The following is a 15481-nucleotide window of genomic DNA, read 5'->3' on the forward strand; positions in this document are numbered from 1 at the left end:
TAAAAACGGATAAGAAGTTAGATTCGATAGAATTAACAAAATTAACGAGTTTTTTTTCTTTGACAAGAAAGTTGATTGCAAAGCGTGGGGAGTGACGCAGTTTTTCGAAGAGTTGAATGAAATTTAAGTAAGAAGTGCGCAGGATTTCACCTGCGCAATAGAGAGGCTAAGGTTTTTTCGCGTAGTAAATCGAGAACTTATTGGTCTTATTTAGCGTCTCGCAATTATTGAATGTTTGCTCAATAATTGGGGGGTATTTCAAGAAGCTGTTTGCAACGATGATCATTTCACCACCTCGTGTCATGTAGTGTGGTGCTTGTCCAAGTAAGGTTTCGGCAGCGTTATAGTTGGTGTCTAAACCACTATGGAATGGTGGGTTACTAATGATAAAACGGTAGTCTTTAGCCGTGTCTGAATAGATATCTGAGGCAAAAACACGACCTGATAACCCGTTCGCTTCGAGTGTTGCTTGGCTTGAAGTGATGGCATACGCGTTGATGTCACACATTTCAATCGCAATTTCTGGATTGGCTTTCGCCATAAATGCGCCTAAAACACCTGCACCACAACCGAAGTCGAGCACTTTACCTGACAGGTTTGGCAACGTTTCTAAAAGTAATTGGCTACCCAAGTCAAACTCACCATGGCTGAATACACCTGGAAGGCTTTTTACTTCAACGGATTGTTCTCCAAGAGTAATGGTATAAGATTTAAACCATTCTGCTTGATCAAACGGCTTTGGCTCGCTCAAGCATGTTCCCCAGTAAAATGAACAACGACGAGCCGTGTCGTACTTCTTCACAGGACCATAGTCTTTAAACATTTTCTCAATGCTTTTCACGCCGGAGCGATTTTCGCCGACGACCACGATCTCAGTGTTGATGCCTAGCTTCGCCATTAACATAGCGAGTAGGTACTCCGCCTCTGGCTTTGCTTTTGGCCAGTAAAGTAACACCATGTCTGCCTGCGTATCGGCATCAAACTCTGAACCAAAATGGCTTTTGATTTTTTCAGAAGTACTGATTTGACGGTAATAGCTGTAGTTTGAAGTGAATACTTCAACAGACTCACAGTGATCCACCAGTTCCAGTGGAAATAAGTCTTCTACTTCACCAGCAACTAAAACGTGTTTTCCGTTAAAATACTCGAGTTGACGCTGAGCTATTTGGCTTGGAGCGATATAAGCAGACATAAATTTGGTTCATCAGAAATAATTAGGGCCAGATTTTCGCATAATCTGGCCCAAGCTTGAAGTGAATAAGCGGTTGTTAGCTATTGTCTTGTTGGTTGAGGAAGTCTTTAAACTCTTCTTCGTAGATATTGAATAGAACCATGGTCACGGCAAAGATCAGTGGACCGTAAATAAGGCCAATTAAACCAAATAGATGCAGACCACCCAGCAGCGAGAAGAAGATCATTAGCGTGTTCATGCCTGCGCTGCCTTGCATTAGCAATGGACGTAATAGGTTATCGATCGAACCAACGACAACGATACTCCACACCGTCAAGAAGATTGCCCAAGTGGTGTCACCAGTCAGGAACAAGTAGGCTGCTGCTGGAATCCAGATCAGTGCGGTACCGACCACTGGAATGAAAGAGGCGAAGCCCATCATGGTGCCCCAGAATAAGCCCGGGAAACCAGCAAGCCACATACCGATACCGCCAGCGAAACCTTGCGCTATTGCGGTTAAGAACGAGCCCATAACTGCAGATTTCGATACTTGCTCAATTTCGGTCAGTATTTTGTCTTCTTGGCTACGAGAGAGCGGCAGAATATGGCGCATCGCCGAGATGATCTTGTCGTGGTCACGCAGTAGGAAGAACAAAACGAACAACATTAGGAAGAAATCCATTAGGAAGTTCGTTGCATCACCGAGGATTTTTGCGCTAATAGCTACAAGGTTTGAACCAAATGATGTGGCGAATTGACCAATCTTCTCTGCGATAGCTTGAGGTTCTATTTTATCGAAAGGTAAGTACTCATTAACCAGTGCTAAACCTTTGACTACCCAAGGGTGTTGGAAGATATCTTGGATTCCACCATTGGTCACCCACTTATAGGTGTTTTGAGAAAAGACGGAACCTTGCTGAACGATAGCAGCAAAGACAAACAACAATGGAATCACAATAATAAAGGTTAGAACCACACAAGAGAGTAGCGAGACCAAGTTTTTATGGTTAGGCATTTTGCTCTCAAACCACTCATGTATTGGGAACATAAGTAGCGAGATGATAAAGGCCATTACGATTGAGTTTACATAGGGCTCAACCAATAAATAGCAGGCAAAAGCAGCGGCGAGTAGTGCAACAACTAACACTCGGTGACTCGACGTGATTTTTACATTGTTCGGCATGGGATTAATCCAACTTACGGATGATGTTACGGCTAGCGCTCTATACCACAGCGTCAAACCTTTATTACTTTGCACCGACGATTCTTTCAAGCTTATGACATAGCCGAATTGGGAAGGTGCAACGGACCTTGTTATAATGACCACAAATCAGGCAGTTATCAATCAAGAGATAGAAAAATGGGTTGTTGTAACGGTGACAAGAAGTGTCAGAGTGAAAAGAAAACTAAGCGTATTCCGTGGTTTGGTATCGTTCTTGGCGTGTTAGCTATCTTAGTGATTTTTAACTGGCAAGCGTAATGCAGGCAATAAAAAAGGACCGTGAAGGTCCTTTTTAGTATTGATGTTCTGGGGAGAAAAGCTTACTTCGCTTCTTCTGCCAGAATTGCAAAACAGCGATCTGCCGCTTCTAATGTTGCATCGATCTCTTTTGAGCCGTGTGCAAGAGAAGTGAAGCTTGCTTCGAATGCCGATGGCGCTAGGTATACGCCGTGTTTTAGCATTAGGTGGAAGAAACGTTTGAAGCGCTCAACATCGCACTTAGTCACGTCTTCGTAGCACGTTACGGTTTCTTGGTCAGTGAAGAAGAAGCCAAACATACCGCCCACTTGGTTTACTACCAATGGCACGCCGTGTTTGTCGGCAAGTTCTTTGAAGCCTTGTGCAAGTTGCTTAGTTTTTGCTGCTAGGCGCTTTTCGTTCCCTTCTTCTTTTAGAAGGTTCAAACATGCAAAGCCTGCTGCCATTGCAACTGGGTTACCAGAAAGCGTGCCTGCTTGGTAAACAGGGCCTGTTGGCGCTACGTATTGCATGACTTCTTTACGACCACCAAAAGCGCCCACTGGCATACCACCACCGATAACCTTACCTAGTGTCGTTAGGTCTGGTTTGATGTTGTAGTGTGCTTGCGCGCCACCAAGAGCAACACGGAAACCTGTCATTACTTCATCAAATATCAGTAGTGCACCTTCTTGGTCACAGATTTCGCGTAGACCTTCATGGAAGCCTTCTACTGGTGGAATACAGTTCATGTTGCCCGCAACTGGCTCAACGATGATACAAGCGATTTCGCCTTTGTTTGCAGCGAACAGTTCACGGACTGAATCTAGATCGTTGAATGTTGCCGTTAACGTATGCTTAGCAAAATCTGCAGGAACGCCAGGAGAGCTTGGTTGGCCTAGAGTTAGTGCGCCAGAGCCCGCTTTTACTAGCAAGCTGTCAGCGTGGCCGTGGTAACAACCTTCAAATTTCATGATCTTGTCACGGCCTGTGAAGCCACGAGCAAGACGGATAGCACTCATGGTAGCTTCTGTGCCAGAGCTCACCATGCGGATTTGTTCCATTGATGGCACGAGCTCAGACACAAGTTCAGCCATTGCGATTTCCATCTCAGTTGGCGCACCAAAACTTAGACCGCGTTGTGCTGCATCGATAACTGCTTGACGGATAACTGCGTGGTTATGACCTAGAATCATAGGACCCCAAGAGCCAACGTAATCAATGTACGCTTTACCATCGGCATCAAAAATCAGGGCACCGTCTGCTCGTTCGATAAATAGCGGAGAACCGCCAACGCCGTTGAATGCACGAACTGGTGAGTTCACACCGCCAGGAATGGTTTGCTGAGCCTTTTGATATAGCTCTGATGATTTGGTCATGGGGTTATCCTCTTTTGATTGCTCGGACCAAGTGGAGCGCATTGTACCTAGCTAATTTCAAGTTAGAAACGTTTTGGGTAATTTATGTGTAGTCTGGCGTTGTAATCTTACATATCAGCATCGGATATAAAGAATCGGCGGTGAATACTTGAACGAGTTGGTCAGGTATTGGATAATCGCTCTAATTAGCATAAATTTGACGTCTTGCTTCAGGCTTGACGCATTACACGAGTGAGAGAGGTCTTCGTGAGCGAAGTAAACGTACCATTGTCTTTTTCTGATGCCGCGGCATCTCGCGTTCAAACGTTGATTGCGGAAGAAGAAAACCCAGCGCTGAAATTACGCGTATACATTACTGGTGGCGGCTGTAGTGGTTTCCAATACGGTTTCACATTTGATGAGAACGTAAATGAAGGCGACACAACAATCGTAAACAGCGGTGTAACACTGGTTGTAGACCCAATGAGCCTGCAATACCTAATCGGTGGCGTGGTTGATTACACAGAAGGTTTAGAAGGAGCTCGCTTCTTCGTCAATAACCCAAATGCGACGACAACTTGTGGTTGTGGTGCATCATTCAGTGTTTAATTAACACGACAACAGGCAGCCAATTGGCTGCCTGAGTTTTACGTAGCAGGAAGTCACGTAAACGCACTCCCAGTTCCAAAGAGAGCTGCGAGCTAAAAATAAAAAGGACTTTGTATGTCTGGATCTTCTTTTGGACGTCGTATTGTAGAGCGTCCATGGCTAGTCTCTCTAACGCTTGTGATCGCTTTAGCTGCTTGGCTCGCAATGGGTCAACTTAAAGCAAAAGACGAAACGGTTTCTCCTTCAAACTCTCAATCTGAAGACACACCTGTTGCTAAGGTGATGTTCAACTCTTTTACCGCCCAACCAACCAGCAAAACCATTGAACTGTACGGTCGCACTGCACCAAATCGACAAGCTCGCCTAGGGGCTGAAGTCGCAGGTAAGATCATCAGTTTGAATGTGCAAAAAGGGCAAAGCGTGAAACAAGGGCAGGTGATTGCCAATATTGATGAACGTGACCTCGATATTCAGCTCAAACGCGCTAAAGCGATGCTGCGTGTTAAAGAAAAAGAGTTTAAAGCCGCAGAGTCTCTGAGAAATCGAGGCTTACAGGGTGAAGTTGCGTTTGCCACAGCACAAGCTGCCTTGGTTGATGCTCGAGCAAGCCTAAGTAACGTTGAAACTGCACTCAAAAACACCAAAGTAAGAGCGCCTTTCGATGGCATTCTTGACCATAGATTCGTTGAAGTTGGTGACTTTGTTGGTGTTGGCGATCCGATTGCTACCGTTATTGACCTTGAAAAGTTAGTCATCGAGGCGGATGTGAGCGAGCGTCACATTCAGTATTTAAAAGAAGGCCAAGTCGCTGACGTTCGCACTATCAACAACGTCCACCACCAAGGCACAATTCTTTATATCGGACGTGTGTCTTCGACTTCAACCAATACGTTCCCCATTGAGATCGAAATTGATAACCGTGAGAGTGCAATGCCTGCGGGGATCAGTGCCGAAGTTGTGTTGTCTTTGAGCGAAGTGTTGGCCGTAAAAGTAACCGCAGCGATGCTCGCGCTCGATGAAGAAGGCAACCTTGGCATCAAGACACTGCGTGATCAGCATGTCAACTTTGTACCTATTCAACTTGTGAAAGCCGAAAAAGATGGCGTTTGGCTGTCTGGATTGGGCGACCAAGTTGATATCATTGTGCTCGGACAAGGTTTTGCGCGTGATGGTGATTTAGTGATGGCGACGAAGGTGGATGATGCCATCGAAGCCGCGAATCAGCAGTAAGGAGGCAATATGTTTGCTTTGATTGATGCTGCGTTATCGCGTGCACGTACCATGCTCACCTTGTTGGTGATGATTTTGATTGCAGGTGTGATCACCTACATCACGATCCCCAAAGAGTCGAGTCCCGACATCACTATCCCAATCATTTATGTTTCTGTTGGGCATCAGGGGATTTCACCAACAGATGCAGAACGCTTATTGGTACGCCCAATAGAGCAAGAGTTGCGTTCGATTGAAGGCGTAAAAGAAATGACCGCTGTGGCTTCAGAAGGTCATGCCTCTGTGACGTTAGAGTTCAGTGTAGGCGTCGATCTTGCTGAAGCAATGGCCGATGTGCGTGATGCTGTCGATCTAGCTAAGCCGAAGTTGCCAGAAGACAGCGATGAACCGACCGTAAATGAAGTCACATTTGCCTCTGAAGAACCAGTACTTACGGTTGTGCTTTACGGGACTGTACCAGAACGTACAACCGTACAAATTGCCCGTGTACTTCGCGATAAATTAGAAAGCTATCGTCAGGTGCTAGAAGTCGATATTGCGGGAGATCGGGAGGACATTGTAGAGATCGTCGTCGATCCATTGCTGATGGAAAGCTACGGTTTGGATCAAGCGGATATCTACAACTTGATCGCGTTAAACAACCGTGTCGTAGCAGCAGGTTTTGTCGATACGGGATATGGTCGTTTCTCAGTTAAAGTCCCTTCTGTTTTTGATTCTTTAAAAGACGTCTTAGAGTTGCCAATTAAAGTTAATGGCAAAGAGGTGATTACCTTTGGAGATGTGGCGACGGTGCGTAGGGCGTTTCGTGATCCTGAGAGTTTTGCTCGCTTAGATGGTAATCCTGCTGTTGTTCTCAACGTCAAAAAGCGCGCGGGTGAAAACATCATTGAGACAGTTGAGTTAGTCAAACAAGTAATGCTCGAGGCACAAAAGCGTTCAGAGTGGCCGAATAACCTACAAGTCAAATACACGTGGGATCAGTCTAATGACGTCAAACTGATGCTCAACGATCTGCAAAACAACATTCTCTCGGCAATCATTCTTGTGGTGATTGTTATCATTGCAATTCTTGGGGTTCGAACGGCGTTGCTTGTTGGGATCTCTATTCCGGGTTCTTTCCTGACGGGGTTATTAGTTCTGTCGGTATTTGGCTTAACGGTCAACATTGTTGTGTTGTTTGCTCTCATCATGGCAGTCGGCATGCTCGTTGATGGGGCAATTGTCGTGACAGAGTTTGCCGATAGGCGGATGCAAGAGGGTATACCACGTAAAGAAGCCTATCGTGATGCTGCAAAACGTATGGCATGGCCGATTACAGCTTCTACGGCCACCACTCTCGCCGCATTTGCTCCATTACTCTTTTGGCCAGATATTACTGGCGAGTTCATGAAGTATTTACCATTAACCTTAATTGCAACCTTGACTGCTTCTCTTGTAATGGCGTTGTTATTTGTGCCGGTTATAGGCGGAATCATCGGTAAGCCTCAAGCTGTTAACCAGAAAAGCCAGCAAGAGATGGTTGACTTGCACAACGGAGAGTTTGAGAAAGCGACGGGCATTACAAAGCTTTACTATCGTACGTTGTCGATTGCGATTAAGCACCCACTTAAAGTGTTACTTAGTGCGATATTGCTTGCGGGTGGAGTCGGTTTTACTTACAGCAAAGCTGGCTTAGGTGCGGAGTTTTTTCCAGAGGTAGATCCTGCATTCTTTACCGTCAAGGTGCGTTCTTACGGTGATTTATCGATCAACGAAAAAGACGTCGTGATGAAAGAGATCGAAAAAGTCATGCTAGGACACGATGAGTTTGAGAGTGTCTATACGCGTACCGGAACGGATTCAAATGATGGTGATGAGATTGGTCAGATTCAGATTACGCCTGTCGATTGGCAATATCGTCGCAAAGTGAAAGACATCATTGAAGAGCTCAAACAGACTACTAATCAATTCTCAGGTGTAGAGTTGGAGTACAAATTCCCCGATGCTGGTCCGCCAGTAGAGCATGATCTCGTCATTGAAATGTCGGCACAAAACTCAAGCATTGATCAGTTAGACAGTGCGGCCAAAATGGTTCGTTACTGGGCTGATCGCAATCCCGCTTTAACTAACTTGAGTGATACCACTAATAAAGAGGGGATTGACTGGCAGATTGATATTCGCAGGGACGATGCTTCTCGCTTTGCCGCTGATGCGACTTTGGTTGGTAATACTGTCCAGTTTGTGACTAACGGTTTGAAGATTGGTGATTATCTGCCCGATGATGCCGATGAAGAAGTCGATATCTTAGTGCGTTATCCGCAAGAGAAGCGGGATATCGGTCGGTTTGACCAATTACGTGTAAAAACGGCGGCCGGCTTAGTGCCGATCACGAACTTTGCGCAGATTAAGCCAGACCACAAGCAAGATACAATTCGACGTGTTGATGGCCGACGCGTAGTGAACATCAAAGCAGACATGGTTGAAGGCTATAACCTTGCTCTTGAATTACCAAAGATAGCTGCAGAAGTAGAGCAGCTGGGCTTGCCTGCTGGTATTGAGTTTAAAATTCGCGGTCAAAACGAGGAGCAAGAAAACTCTTCTGCGTTTTTAAAAAGTGCCTTTATGGTTGCACTAGGTGTGATGGCGTTGATTTTGATTACTCAATTCAACAGCTTCTACCAAGCATTTTTGATTTTAAGTGCTGTGCTGTTCTCTACGGTTGGTGTGTTTGCTGGCTTGCTCATCTTCCAAAAACCGTTCGGCATCATTATGTCGGGTATTGGGGTGATTGCGTTGGCTGGTATTGTTGTAAACAACAACATCGTATTGATCGACACCTATAACCAAATGCGTAAACGTGGTCTAGAAAAGTCAGACGCGATATTACGGACTGGGGTTCAGCGCTTGCGCCCTGTGTTGCTTACCACAGTGACGACCATATTAGGTTTGTTGCCAATGGTGTTAGAAATGAACATCGATTTGGTGAATCAAAAAGTTGAATTTGGCGCACCAAGTACCCAGTGGTGGTCACAATTAGCAACCGCAGTTGCTGGTGGCTTGGCATTTGCGACCGTGCTGACTTTGGTTTTAACGCCTTGCCTGCTAATGCTTGGACGTGAGCATAATATTGATGATTCTCAAACAGAAACAAAAGAGGCAGCCTAGGCTGCCTCTTGGTGATTCAATTTTTACTCGCATCACTCAACATTATTTCATTGCGAGTAACTTACTGTAACGGTCAAGCTTCGCCATGCTGATTTTCGCGTTAGCCATAAAGGTTTGCTTTGCTTTCCCCGTCAAAGATTTCGATTGCGGCAATTTTACCGTCCTTGCGTTCTTGTGTACGCCGTTTACTAAGAACTCATAATGCAGGTGAGGTCCGGTTACTCGTCCAGTACCACCTAGAGTACCAATCGTTTGTCCTTGTTTAACACGTTGACCTGTCTTCACCATACGTTTGGTTAAGTGTAAGTACTTAGTCACATAGGTATTGCTGTGTTTAATGAAGACGTAGTTACCATTGAATTTGTTGTAAGCCGACTTAAGCACTACGCCGTTGCCCGCAGCCCAAATTGGAGTACCAACTGGTGCTGCATAGTCTGTACCACGGTGAGGGCGAACTTTCCCGGTTACTGGGTGAAGGCGACGAGGGTTGAAGTTTGAGGTTACACGGCGGAAATCCAGAGGCGCACGTAAGAAGGCCTTTTTCATTGCTCGACCATTTTCGTCGAAGTACTTACCACTCTTCTCATCTAAAATCGCGGTGAAGGTGTCACCTTGGTTTTTAAAGACTGCGGCGATGATCTTACCACGTCCAATGACTTCGCCCTCGACGACCTCTTCTTGATAAAGTACTCGGAAGATGTCGTTTTTACGAATATCCAGCGCAAAGTCGATATCCCAACCAAAGATTCCCGCCAGCTCCATGATTTGATTTGCATTCAATCCCGATGAAATACCAGCATTCCAGAAGTTAGATTTAATCGTCGCTTCGGCGTAGTTGTATTGATAGTCGACTTCTTTTTTGTCGACTTCAGAGACGTATTTACTTCCCTGCAACTTGATACGGAAAGTTTCAAAAGCATTCAATGTACGTTTTAGCTGTATAAAATCGTTATTTTCATCAAAACCAAATTGCAATCGGTCTCCGGGACGAAGCCGAGTAAGCTGCGCTTTGATCTCTTTATCTGAAGTGATGAGTTCGTGAAGAAGACGAGGGGAGAGCCCTACACGATTAAACAGGACGGCAGCGCTTTCGCCATTTTTGACTTTGTAGGTTTCCCAACGCAAAACAGAAGGAAGATTAGAAGAGGCGCTGCGCTCGGGAGATTCTACAGAAATTGGTACCGAATAGTGCTCACCAACTTTGAGTCGGCTTTGCTGCGGGTCGAGGTCTTGCGGATCAGGCAAAAAGAATAGTGCAAAGATGATGAGGGCACTAAAAAAGCCGATCAATACTTTGTGCAAGAGTGGGAGTCTGACAAAAATCGAATGCATAAGGTACTTGATTGCTAAATTAAACGTAAAAATTGACAACTACCTAGTCTAACGTGTTTCAAAATGCATCGCTATTCAAGTAAGATGTTCAGCTATTATATTTTTGCCAAATCTGTGGGAGTGAACAAGAATGGCGAGCATTGAAGCTGCATTAGCCGAGATTAAGCGCGGTGTTGAAGAGCTGATTCCAGAAGAAGAGCTGATCGCGAAACTAAAAGAAGGCCGTCCTCTACGTATTAAACTCGGTGCCGATCCAACAGCACCTGACATCCACCTAGGCCATACGGTTATTTTCAATAAGCTTCGCTTGTTCCAAGAGCTAGGTCATGAAGTGACGTTCCTAATCGGTGACTTCACTGCAATGGTTGGCGACCCAACAGGTAAGAACACAACGCGTCCTCCACTTAGCCGTGAAGACGTATTGCGCAATGCAGAGACATACAAAGAGCAAGTATTTAAGATTCTTGATCCGGCTAAGACTAAGATTCAGTTCAACTCTGAGTGGCTATCTGAGCTTGGTGCCGAGGGTATGATTCGTCTAGCGGCAAACCAAACGGTTGCACGTATGCTAGAACGTGACGATTTTAAAAAGCGTTACGCAGGTGGTCAGCCAATCGCTATTCATGAGTTTATGTACCCACTACTGCAAGGTTGGGACTCAGTAGCAATGGAAACAGACGTTGAGCTTGGTGGTACTGACCAGAAGTTCAACCTACTAATGGGTCGTGAACTGCAAAAATCTCACGGTCAAAAACCACAAGTGGTATTAATGATGCCACTGCTTGTTGGTCTAGACGGTGAGAAGAAGATGTCTAAATCTTCTGGTAACTACATTGGTATTAGCGAAGCGCCAAGCGAAATGTTTGGTAAGATCATGTCTATCTCTGACGATCTAATGTGGAGCTACTACGAGCTACTGTCTTTCCGTCCATTGGAAGAAATTGCACAGTTCAAAGCTGATGTGGAAGCAGGTAAGAACCCTCGTGATATCAAAGTACTGCTAGCGAAAGAAATCATTGCTCGTTTCCATAGTGAAGCGGATGCTGATGCGGCAGAGCAAGAATTCGTGAACCGTTTTGCTAAGAACCAAATTCCAGATGAAATGCCTGAGTTTGATTTTGAAGCGGGCACACCAGTAGCAAACCTACTGAAAGAAGCAGGTCTATGTGCTTCAACTTCTGAAGCAATGCGCATGGTTAAACAAGGCGCAGCTAAGATTGAAGGCGAGAAAGTTGCTGATGCGAAGTTTGCGCCAGAATCTGGAACTTACGTATTCCAAGTTGGCAAACGCAAATTTGCACGTATTACTATTAAGTAATCAATAACTGCCCAAAATGAAAGCGCCTACTCGGCGCTTTTTTTGTATTAAAATTTAGTGAAATCGTGTGACATTGACTGTAAAAACAGATGAACTTTGTTACTATACGCGCGCTGCAAAATGAGCAGCTTTATCGGAGATTTACATGAACAATACCGACCATCCTCCCAGTTGCTGGGTGAGTAAGATTAAGGGAGCGAAATAACCTGCTTCGGTATTGGCGATCTCCGCCTTACCTGAGTGGTAAGGCATCTTTTCTATTTTTCCTTCTTGTTATTTCCTTCAACTAATTCTGAACAGACAGTGCAATTGCATTGATGTCTTCACGCATCTTGATTTTGTTATATAGAAAGCAAGTGCGCGAACAACCTTTTGCGTGCGTTGTCGATGGTCGTTACCAATGCCAATCGGGAGATTCGCCATGACGGTAATGAACAACACTTTTATTGAAACAACACCAAACTTCTCAGAGGTTGAAATTGGTGCCGCTCGTAATGCATTTCTGCAATATGAGCAGGAGCAACAGCTACACTTATTGACCGTAATGCCTATCGACGAAGCCGTCGGTATTTTACAGCACTGCTCGGTTGGTTATGTGAACAGCCTAATTGCTCAACTAGAACAAGCAGGGTATGACAAACGAGCGAGACATTATGCGCACCAGCTAGGGCTGCATATGTCAGAGGTTGATACACCGGACGGTTATTTATCGACGAGTGTTATCGAGCATGTGAAGCAGCGTATTGGCTGGATCATTGCCCTTGCATTACTTGGTATTGTCTCTGGACTTATCATCGCTCAATACGAGGACACACTAAGCCAATTGGTTTTGCTGGCTGTATACATGCCTGTGATTGCTGCTGCTGGTGGTAATACAGGAACGCAGGCGGCTACGTTAGTTATCCGAGCTCTTGCAACTGGGGAGCTTAAGAAGCGTCAATGGCTTGCAGTGCTTTGGAAAGAAAGCCGCGTCGCTTTATGTATCGCGTTTACGATTTCTATCGTGATGATTGGCAGAATTATCCTGTTTAGCGGTAATCAATCAACGGGCGGTTTTGAGCTTGAAACCATCGCATTTGCTATTGCAGTCGCTCTGTTTATTCAGGTGACGATTTCGACGACATTAGGTGGGCTACTGCCTATTATTGCTCGAGCATTTAAACTGGACCCTGCCGTTTTGGTGAGCCCAGTTTTAGCATCAATTGTTGATATCTCAGGTATGTGGATTTACTTTACCGTTGTTAACTACTTCTTAGGTATTGCCTGACTGAAGCTGATAATGTCTTGATAGAAGAGTTTTTCAAAACGCGTAATAGGGGCGACGACAGGTTTGTTATCGTCCCTTTTTTCTGGGAAATAATCCGATACAAACTGAACAAACACAGTGTTTGGTTTACCATTCTTATCTAACCCATACCCTGCCATATTGTAAGTCCCGTATAACGAGCCACTCTTTGCTATCAACTGCCCTTTGATCGGTGCTTTACGCATACTTTTTCGGTACTGCAAAGTCCCAGACTCACCTGACTTTGGCATGATGGCGATTAGGTTGAGTTCCTTCTCATGCTGCCAAATGTAACGCAGGATTGCCGCCATAGAGGTCGCTGAGATTCGGTTGTTACGTGATAAGCCAGAGCCATCTTCTAGTCTTGCATTACGAATATCGACTCCAGTATTGGCAAAAATAATTTGCTTGATCGCTTCTGTACCATTAGCGAAGCTTCCCGCCTGGACAAAAAACTTCGCGCCCAATGTTTTGGTCAGTGTATCGGCAATAAGGTTATCAGAGCGTTTAAGCATTTGATCCAACAATTGAGGTAAAGGCTTCGATCTATGTATCGCGAGCAATTTACGCTGCTTTTCTGGAGGCGTGCCGATACGGATATTGCCTTTCAAGCTGATTCCAACTTGTTTAAGCAACTTCTCTAATTTTTTGCTGGTGTAACTTTCTGGGTCTTGTACGGCAAATTTAAGAGGTAACGGTTTGTCCCCTCGGTCAACGAGGCAGCCGTTAAGTTCATAATGGTTGTCGGGCTTGGCAATTAGGTCTAAATCGCAATGACGGCTCTTTTGGACGCTTCTAGACACGGTTTTTACACTAGTGCTGACATTAATTGGTTGATGTTCAGGAACATAAACCCGTGTTGAACCGTTTTTCTTGGTGTAGATGGAAGCTTGAACACAGTTGTCATTTAGAGTGATCGCCGATGCTGGCGCACTATAACAAACCCCTAGAATGTCCCACGGCCAACCGACCGCGCGGTTATATCCAGTAAAGGCACTATTATCAAGCCATAGGTCGCCTTTGATTTGCGTTAAACCGTTTTTCTTTGCGCGAGTCAGTAGATTTTTGAGATCGTCAGTCAACAACGTTGGATCACCAGAAAAATGAATGACGGCGTCCGAGCTAGAGCTTTCTAGGGTAGTGCGAAAAGCAAAGTTGTTTCCCAATTCAAGTTTCGCAGCCAAAGCGGTGACGACTTTTAGCGTGCTAGCTGGCGGGAAATATTGGTCGGTTGGATTAATACCGGTTAGCTCGCTTTGGTCGTTGAGTTTTTCAGCAATCAAGCTGACACGGGAGCCTTCTGGCAAAACCTCTTTATGAGGATAAGCCATAGATGTAAGTGGGGCGAGACTAGAAAAAAGTAATAAAGACCAACGTAAGCGCATAATGACAGTTCGTGAGGTTAGTTATGCAATTGAGTATATACCGAAAAATTGCAGAATTCTGGATATAAAAAATGCCCGCATAGTGCGAGCATTTTATCTTCAAGTCTTAAGACTGAATTAGAAGTCGTAACGTAGGCCTAGAGCTAGCTCGTCTTCTGCGTCAGCTTTAGTCGCTTTGTGGTTAGCGAATTCAGTTGAACCCATTTTATCGCCAGCATCAATTAGGTTGAAGTTGTACGATACGTAACCACGGAAGTTAGGCTTGAAGTAGTAAGACGCGTCGATAGCGAAGTTGTTCGCTGAAGTATCGCCGTTTGTCTCTGCGTTGTTGTACGTAGAAGTGAACACAGTTTGACCTAGAGTGTAAGCACCCGCTAGTTCGTAACCTGTGTAGTCTACAGTGTTTTTGAAGTCAGCTTCTTTTTCGCCGTCAGTGAATACACCAGCGAAGTATAGATCGCTCATAGTGTAAGAAGCAGCAAGCATGTATTCGTTAGCGTCAGCTTGATCTGCGTAACCAGCACCTAGGTCAAGACCAGTGTCACCTAGAGTGTAGATTGCAGATAGAGAGTAGCCATCTTCGCCGTTGTCTTTGTATGCGCCGTTTTCTTCTACACGGTCAGCAAAACGGTAGCTAGCTTTAACTGCTAGGTTTTCGAATTGGCCTTTGTAAGAGAACATGTTGTCTGAACGGTCAGCCGCAGCTAGTTTGTCAGCAGCTGTGTTACCAGCGTAAGCCATGATATCTGTGAAGTCAGTGATAACGCCTAGCGCACCGTCATTCTTACCGTAAGTAACTTCACCGAAAGCACCGCCTAGACCAGCGTATGCGTAACGAGTGTCTAGATTGCTGTTGCCGTCTACGCCGCCTTCTTCAGCTGTAGTGAACTCACCTTCCCAGAAACCAACACCGTATAGGTTGTCGTTGATTGCTTGAGTACCAAGGAAGTTTAGACGGATGCGAGAGTTATCCGCTACGTCGCCATCTTTCATAGATAGACGTGCTTCAGCACGGCCGCCCATTTCTAGAGAAGTGCCGTCTTGGTTGTAAAGTTCAGCTGCGTTAACGCCAGTTGCCATAGCTGCTGCAGATACAGAAAGAGCAATTAGAGTCTTTTTCATCTTATTTGTCCTAGTTAGCTGTCCATAATCATTGTTTTATGGGGGAGAGGTTATCTCTCACAAGCTGT

General features: G+C 45.2%; 11 protein-coding genes. 5 read left to right on the forward strand and 6 right to left on the reverse strand.

Annotated elements, in window-relative coordinates:
• Positions 1-166: 166 nt before the first annotated feature.
• From rsmC to hemL, 3 genes are all read right to left on the reverse strand, one after another.
• Positions 167-1192 carry a 16S rRNA (guanine(1207)-N(2))-methyltransferase RsmC gene (gene rsmC, locus VJL_RS14595; protein WP_038878952.1) on the reverse strand — a complete coding sequence of 342 codons (1026 nt, stop codon included), beginning with the start codon at positions 1190-1192 and terminating at the stop codon, positions 167-169.
• 76 nt (positions 1193-1268) lie between these two features.
• Positions 1269-2354: an AI-2E family transporter gene (locus VJL_RS14600; protein ID WP_038865847.1), complete on the reverse strand. Its 1086-nt coding sequence runs from the start codon at positions 2352-2354 to the stop codon at positions 1269-1271.
• Positions 2355-2713: 359 nt separating this feature from the next.
• A complete protein-coding gene (gene hemL / locus VJL_RS14605; RefSeq protein WP_038865849.1) occupies positions 2714-4009 on the reverse strand; it encodes a glutamate-1-semialdehyde 2,1-aminomutase in 1296 nt (431 codons plus the stop codon).
• A gap of 246 nt (positions 4010-4255) precedes the next feature.
• On the opposite strand from hemL, the gene erpA reads away from it, so the two are divergent.
• From erpA to VJL_RS14620, 3 genes are all read left to right on the forward strand, one after another.
• Positions 4256-4597, forward strand: coding sequence for an iron-sulfur cluster insertion protein ErpA (gene erpA / locus VJL_RS14610; protein WP_005439421.1), 342 nt, complete (start codon positions 4256-4258; stop codon positions 4595-4597).
• A gap of 114 nt (positions 4598-4711) precedes the next feature.
• A complete protein-coding gene (locus tag VJL_RS14615; protein WP_038878953.1) occupies positions 4712-5827 on the forward strand; it encodes an efflux RND transporter periplasmic adaptor subunit in 1116 nt (371 codons plus the stop codon).
• A gap of 9 nt (positions 5828-5836) precedes the next feature.
• The gene (locus tag VJL_RS14620; protein WP_038878954.1) at positions 5837-8971 is read left to right on the forward strand and encodes an efflux RND transporter permease subunit; all 3135 of its coding nucleotides are present in this window, start codon (positions 5837-5839) and stop codon (positions 8969-8971) included.
• Between the two features lie 42 nt (positions 8972-9013).
• On the opposite strand, the gene shyC is transcribed toward VJL_RS14620, so the two are convergent.
• On the reverse strand, positions 9014-10303 hold the full coding sequence (gene shyC, locus VJL_RS14625) for a peptidoglycan DD-endopeptidase ShyC (RefSeq protein ID WP_038878955.1): 1290 nt from the start codon (positions 10301-10303) through the stop codon (positions 9014-9016).
• Positions 10304-10433: 130 nt separating this feature from the next.
• Between shyC and tyrS the strand changes: the two genes are divergently transcribed.
• Complete coding sequence (gene tyrS / locus VJL_RS14630; RefSeq protein WP_038865855.1) at positions 10434-11621, forward strand: tyrosine--tRNA ligase; 1188 nt, start codon at positions 10434-10436, stop codon at positions 11619-11621.
• Positions 11622-12042: 421 nt separating this feature from the next.
• Positions 12043-12888 (forward strand): magnesium transporter, encoded by an 846-nt coding sequence (locus VJL_RS14635; protein ID WP_038878956.1) that lies wholly within the window; start codon positions 12043-12045, stop codon positions 12886-12888.
• On the opposite strand, the gene dacB is transcribed toward VJL_RS14635, so the two are convergent.
• Positions 12867-14291, reverse strand: coding sequence for a serine-type D-Ala-D-Ala carboxypeptidase (dacB, locus tag VJL_RS14640; RefSeq protein ID WP_038878957.1), 1425 nt, complete (start codon positions 14289-14291; stop codon positions 12867-12869). The two genes, VJL_RS14635 and dacB, sit on opposite strands and share 22 nt — an antisense overlap.
• A gap of 117 nt (positions 14292-14408) precedes the next feature.
• The gene (locus VJL_RS14645; protein WP_038865862.1) at positions 14409-15413 is read right to left on the reverse strand and encodes a porin; all 1005 of its coding nucleotides are present in this window, start codon (positions 15411-15413) and stop codon (positions 14409-14411) included.
• Positions 15414-15481: the final 68 nt, after the last annotated feature.

The organism is Vibrio jasicida CAIM 1864 = LMG 25398 (assembly GCF_000400365.1).
Taxonomy (GTDB): domain Bacteria; phylum Pseudomonadota; class Gammaproteobacteria; order Enterobacterales; family Vibrionaceae; genus Vibrio; species Vibrio jasicida.

Coding starts and splice junctions, on each gene's coding strand:
- VJL_RS14635 (WP_038878956.1), top strand. CDS start 12,043: ATGACGGTAATGAACAACACTTTTATTGAAACAACACCAAACTTCTCA.
- VJL_RS14600 (WP_038865847.1), bottom strand. CDS start 2,354: ATGCCGAACAATGTAAAAATCACGTCGAGTCACCGAGTGTTAGTTGTT.
- shyC (WP_038878955.1), bottom strand. CDS start 10,303: ATGCATTCGATTTTTGTCAGACTCCCACTCTTGCACAAAGTATTGATC.
- rsmC (WP_038878952.1), bottom strand. CDS start 1,192: ATGTCTGCTTATATCGCTCCAAGCCAAATAGCTCAGCGTCAACTCGAG.
- tyrS (WP_038865855.1), top strand. CDS start 10,434: ATGGCGAGCATTGAAGCTGCATTAGCCGAGATTAAGCGCGGTGTTGAA.
- dacB (WP_038878957.1), bottom strand. CDS start 14,291: ATGCGCTTACGTTGGTCTTTATTACTTTTTTCTAGTCTCGCCCCACTT.
- VJL_RS14620 (WP_038878954.1), top strand. CDS start 5,837: ATGTTTGCTTTGATTGATGCTGCGTTATCGCGTGCACGTACCATGCTC.
- VJL_RS14645 (WP_038865862.1), bottom strand. CDS start 15,413: ATGAAAAAGACTCTAATTGCTCTTTCTGTATCTGCAGCAGCTATGGCA.
- VJL_RS14615 (WP_038878953.1), top strand. CDS start 4,712: ATGTCTGGATCTTCTTTTGGACGTCGTATTGTAGAGCGTCCATGGCTA.
- hemL (WP_038865849.1), bottom strand. CDS start 4,009: ATGACCAAATCATCAGAGCTATATCAAAAGGCTCAGCAAACCATTCCT.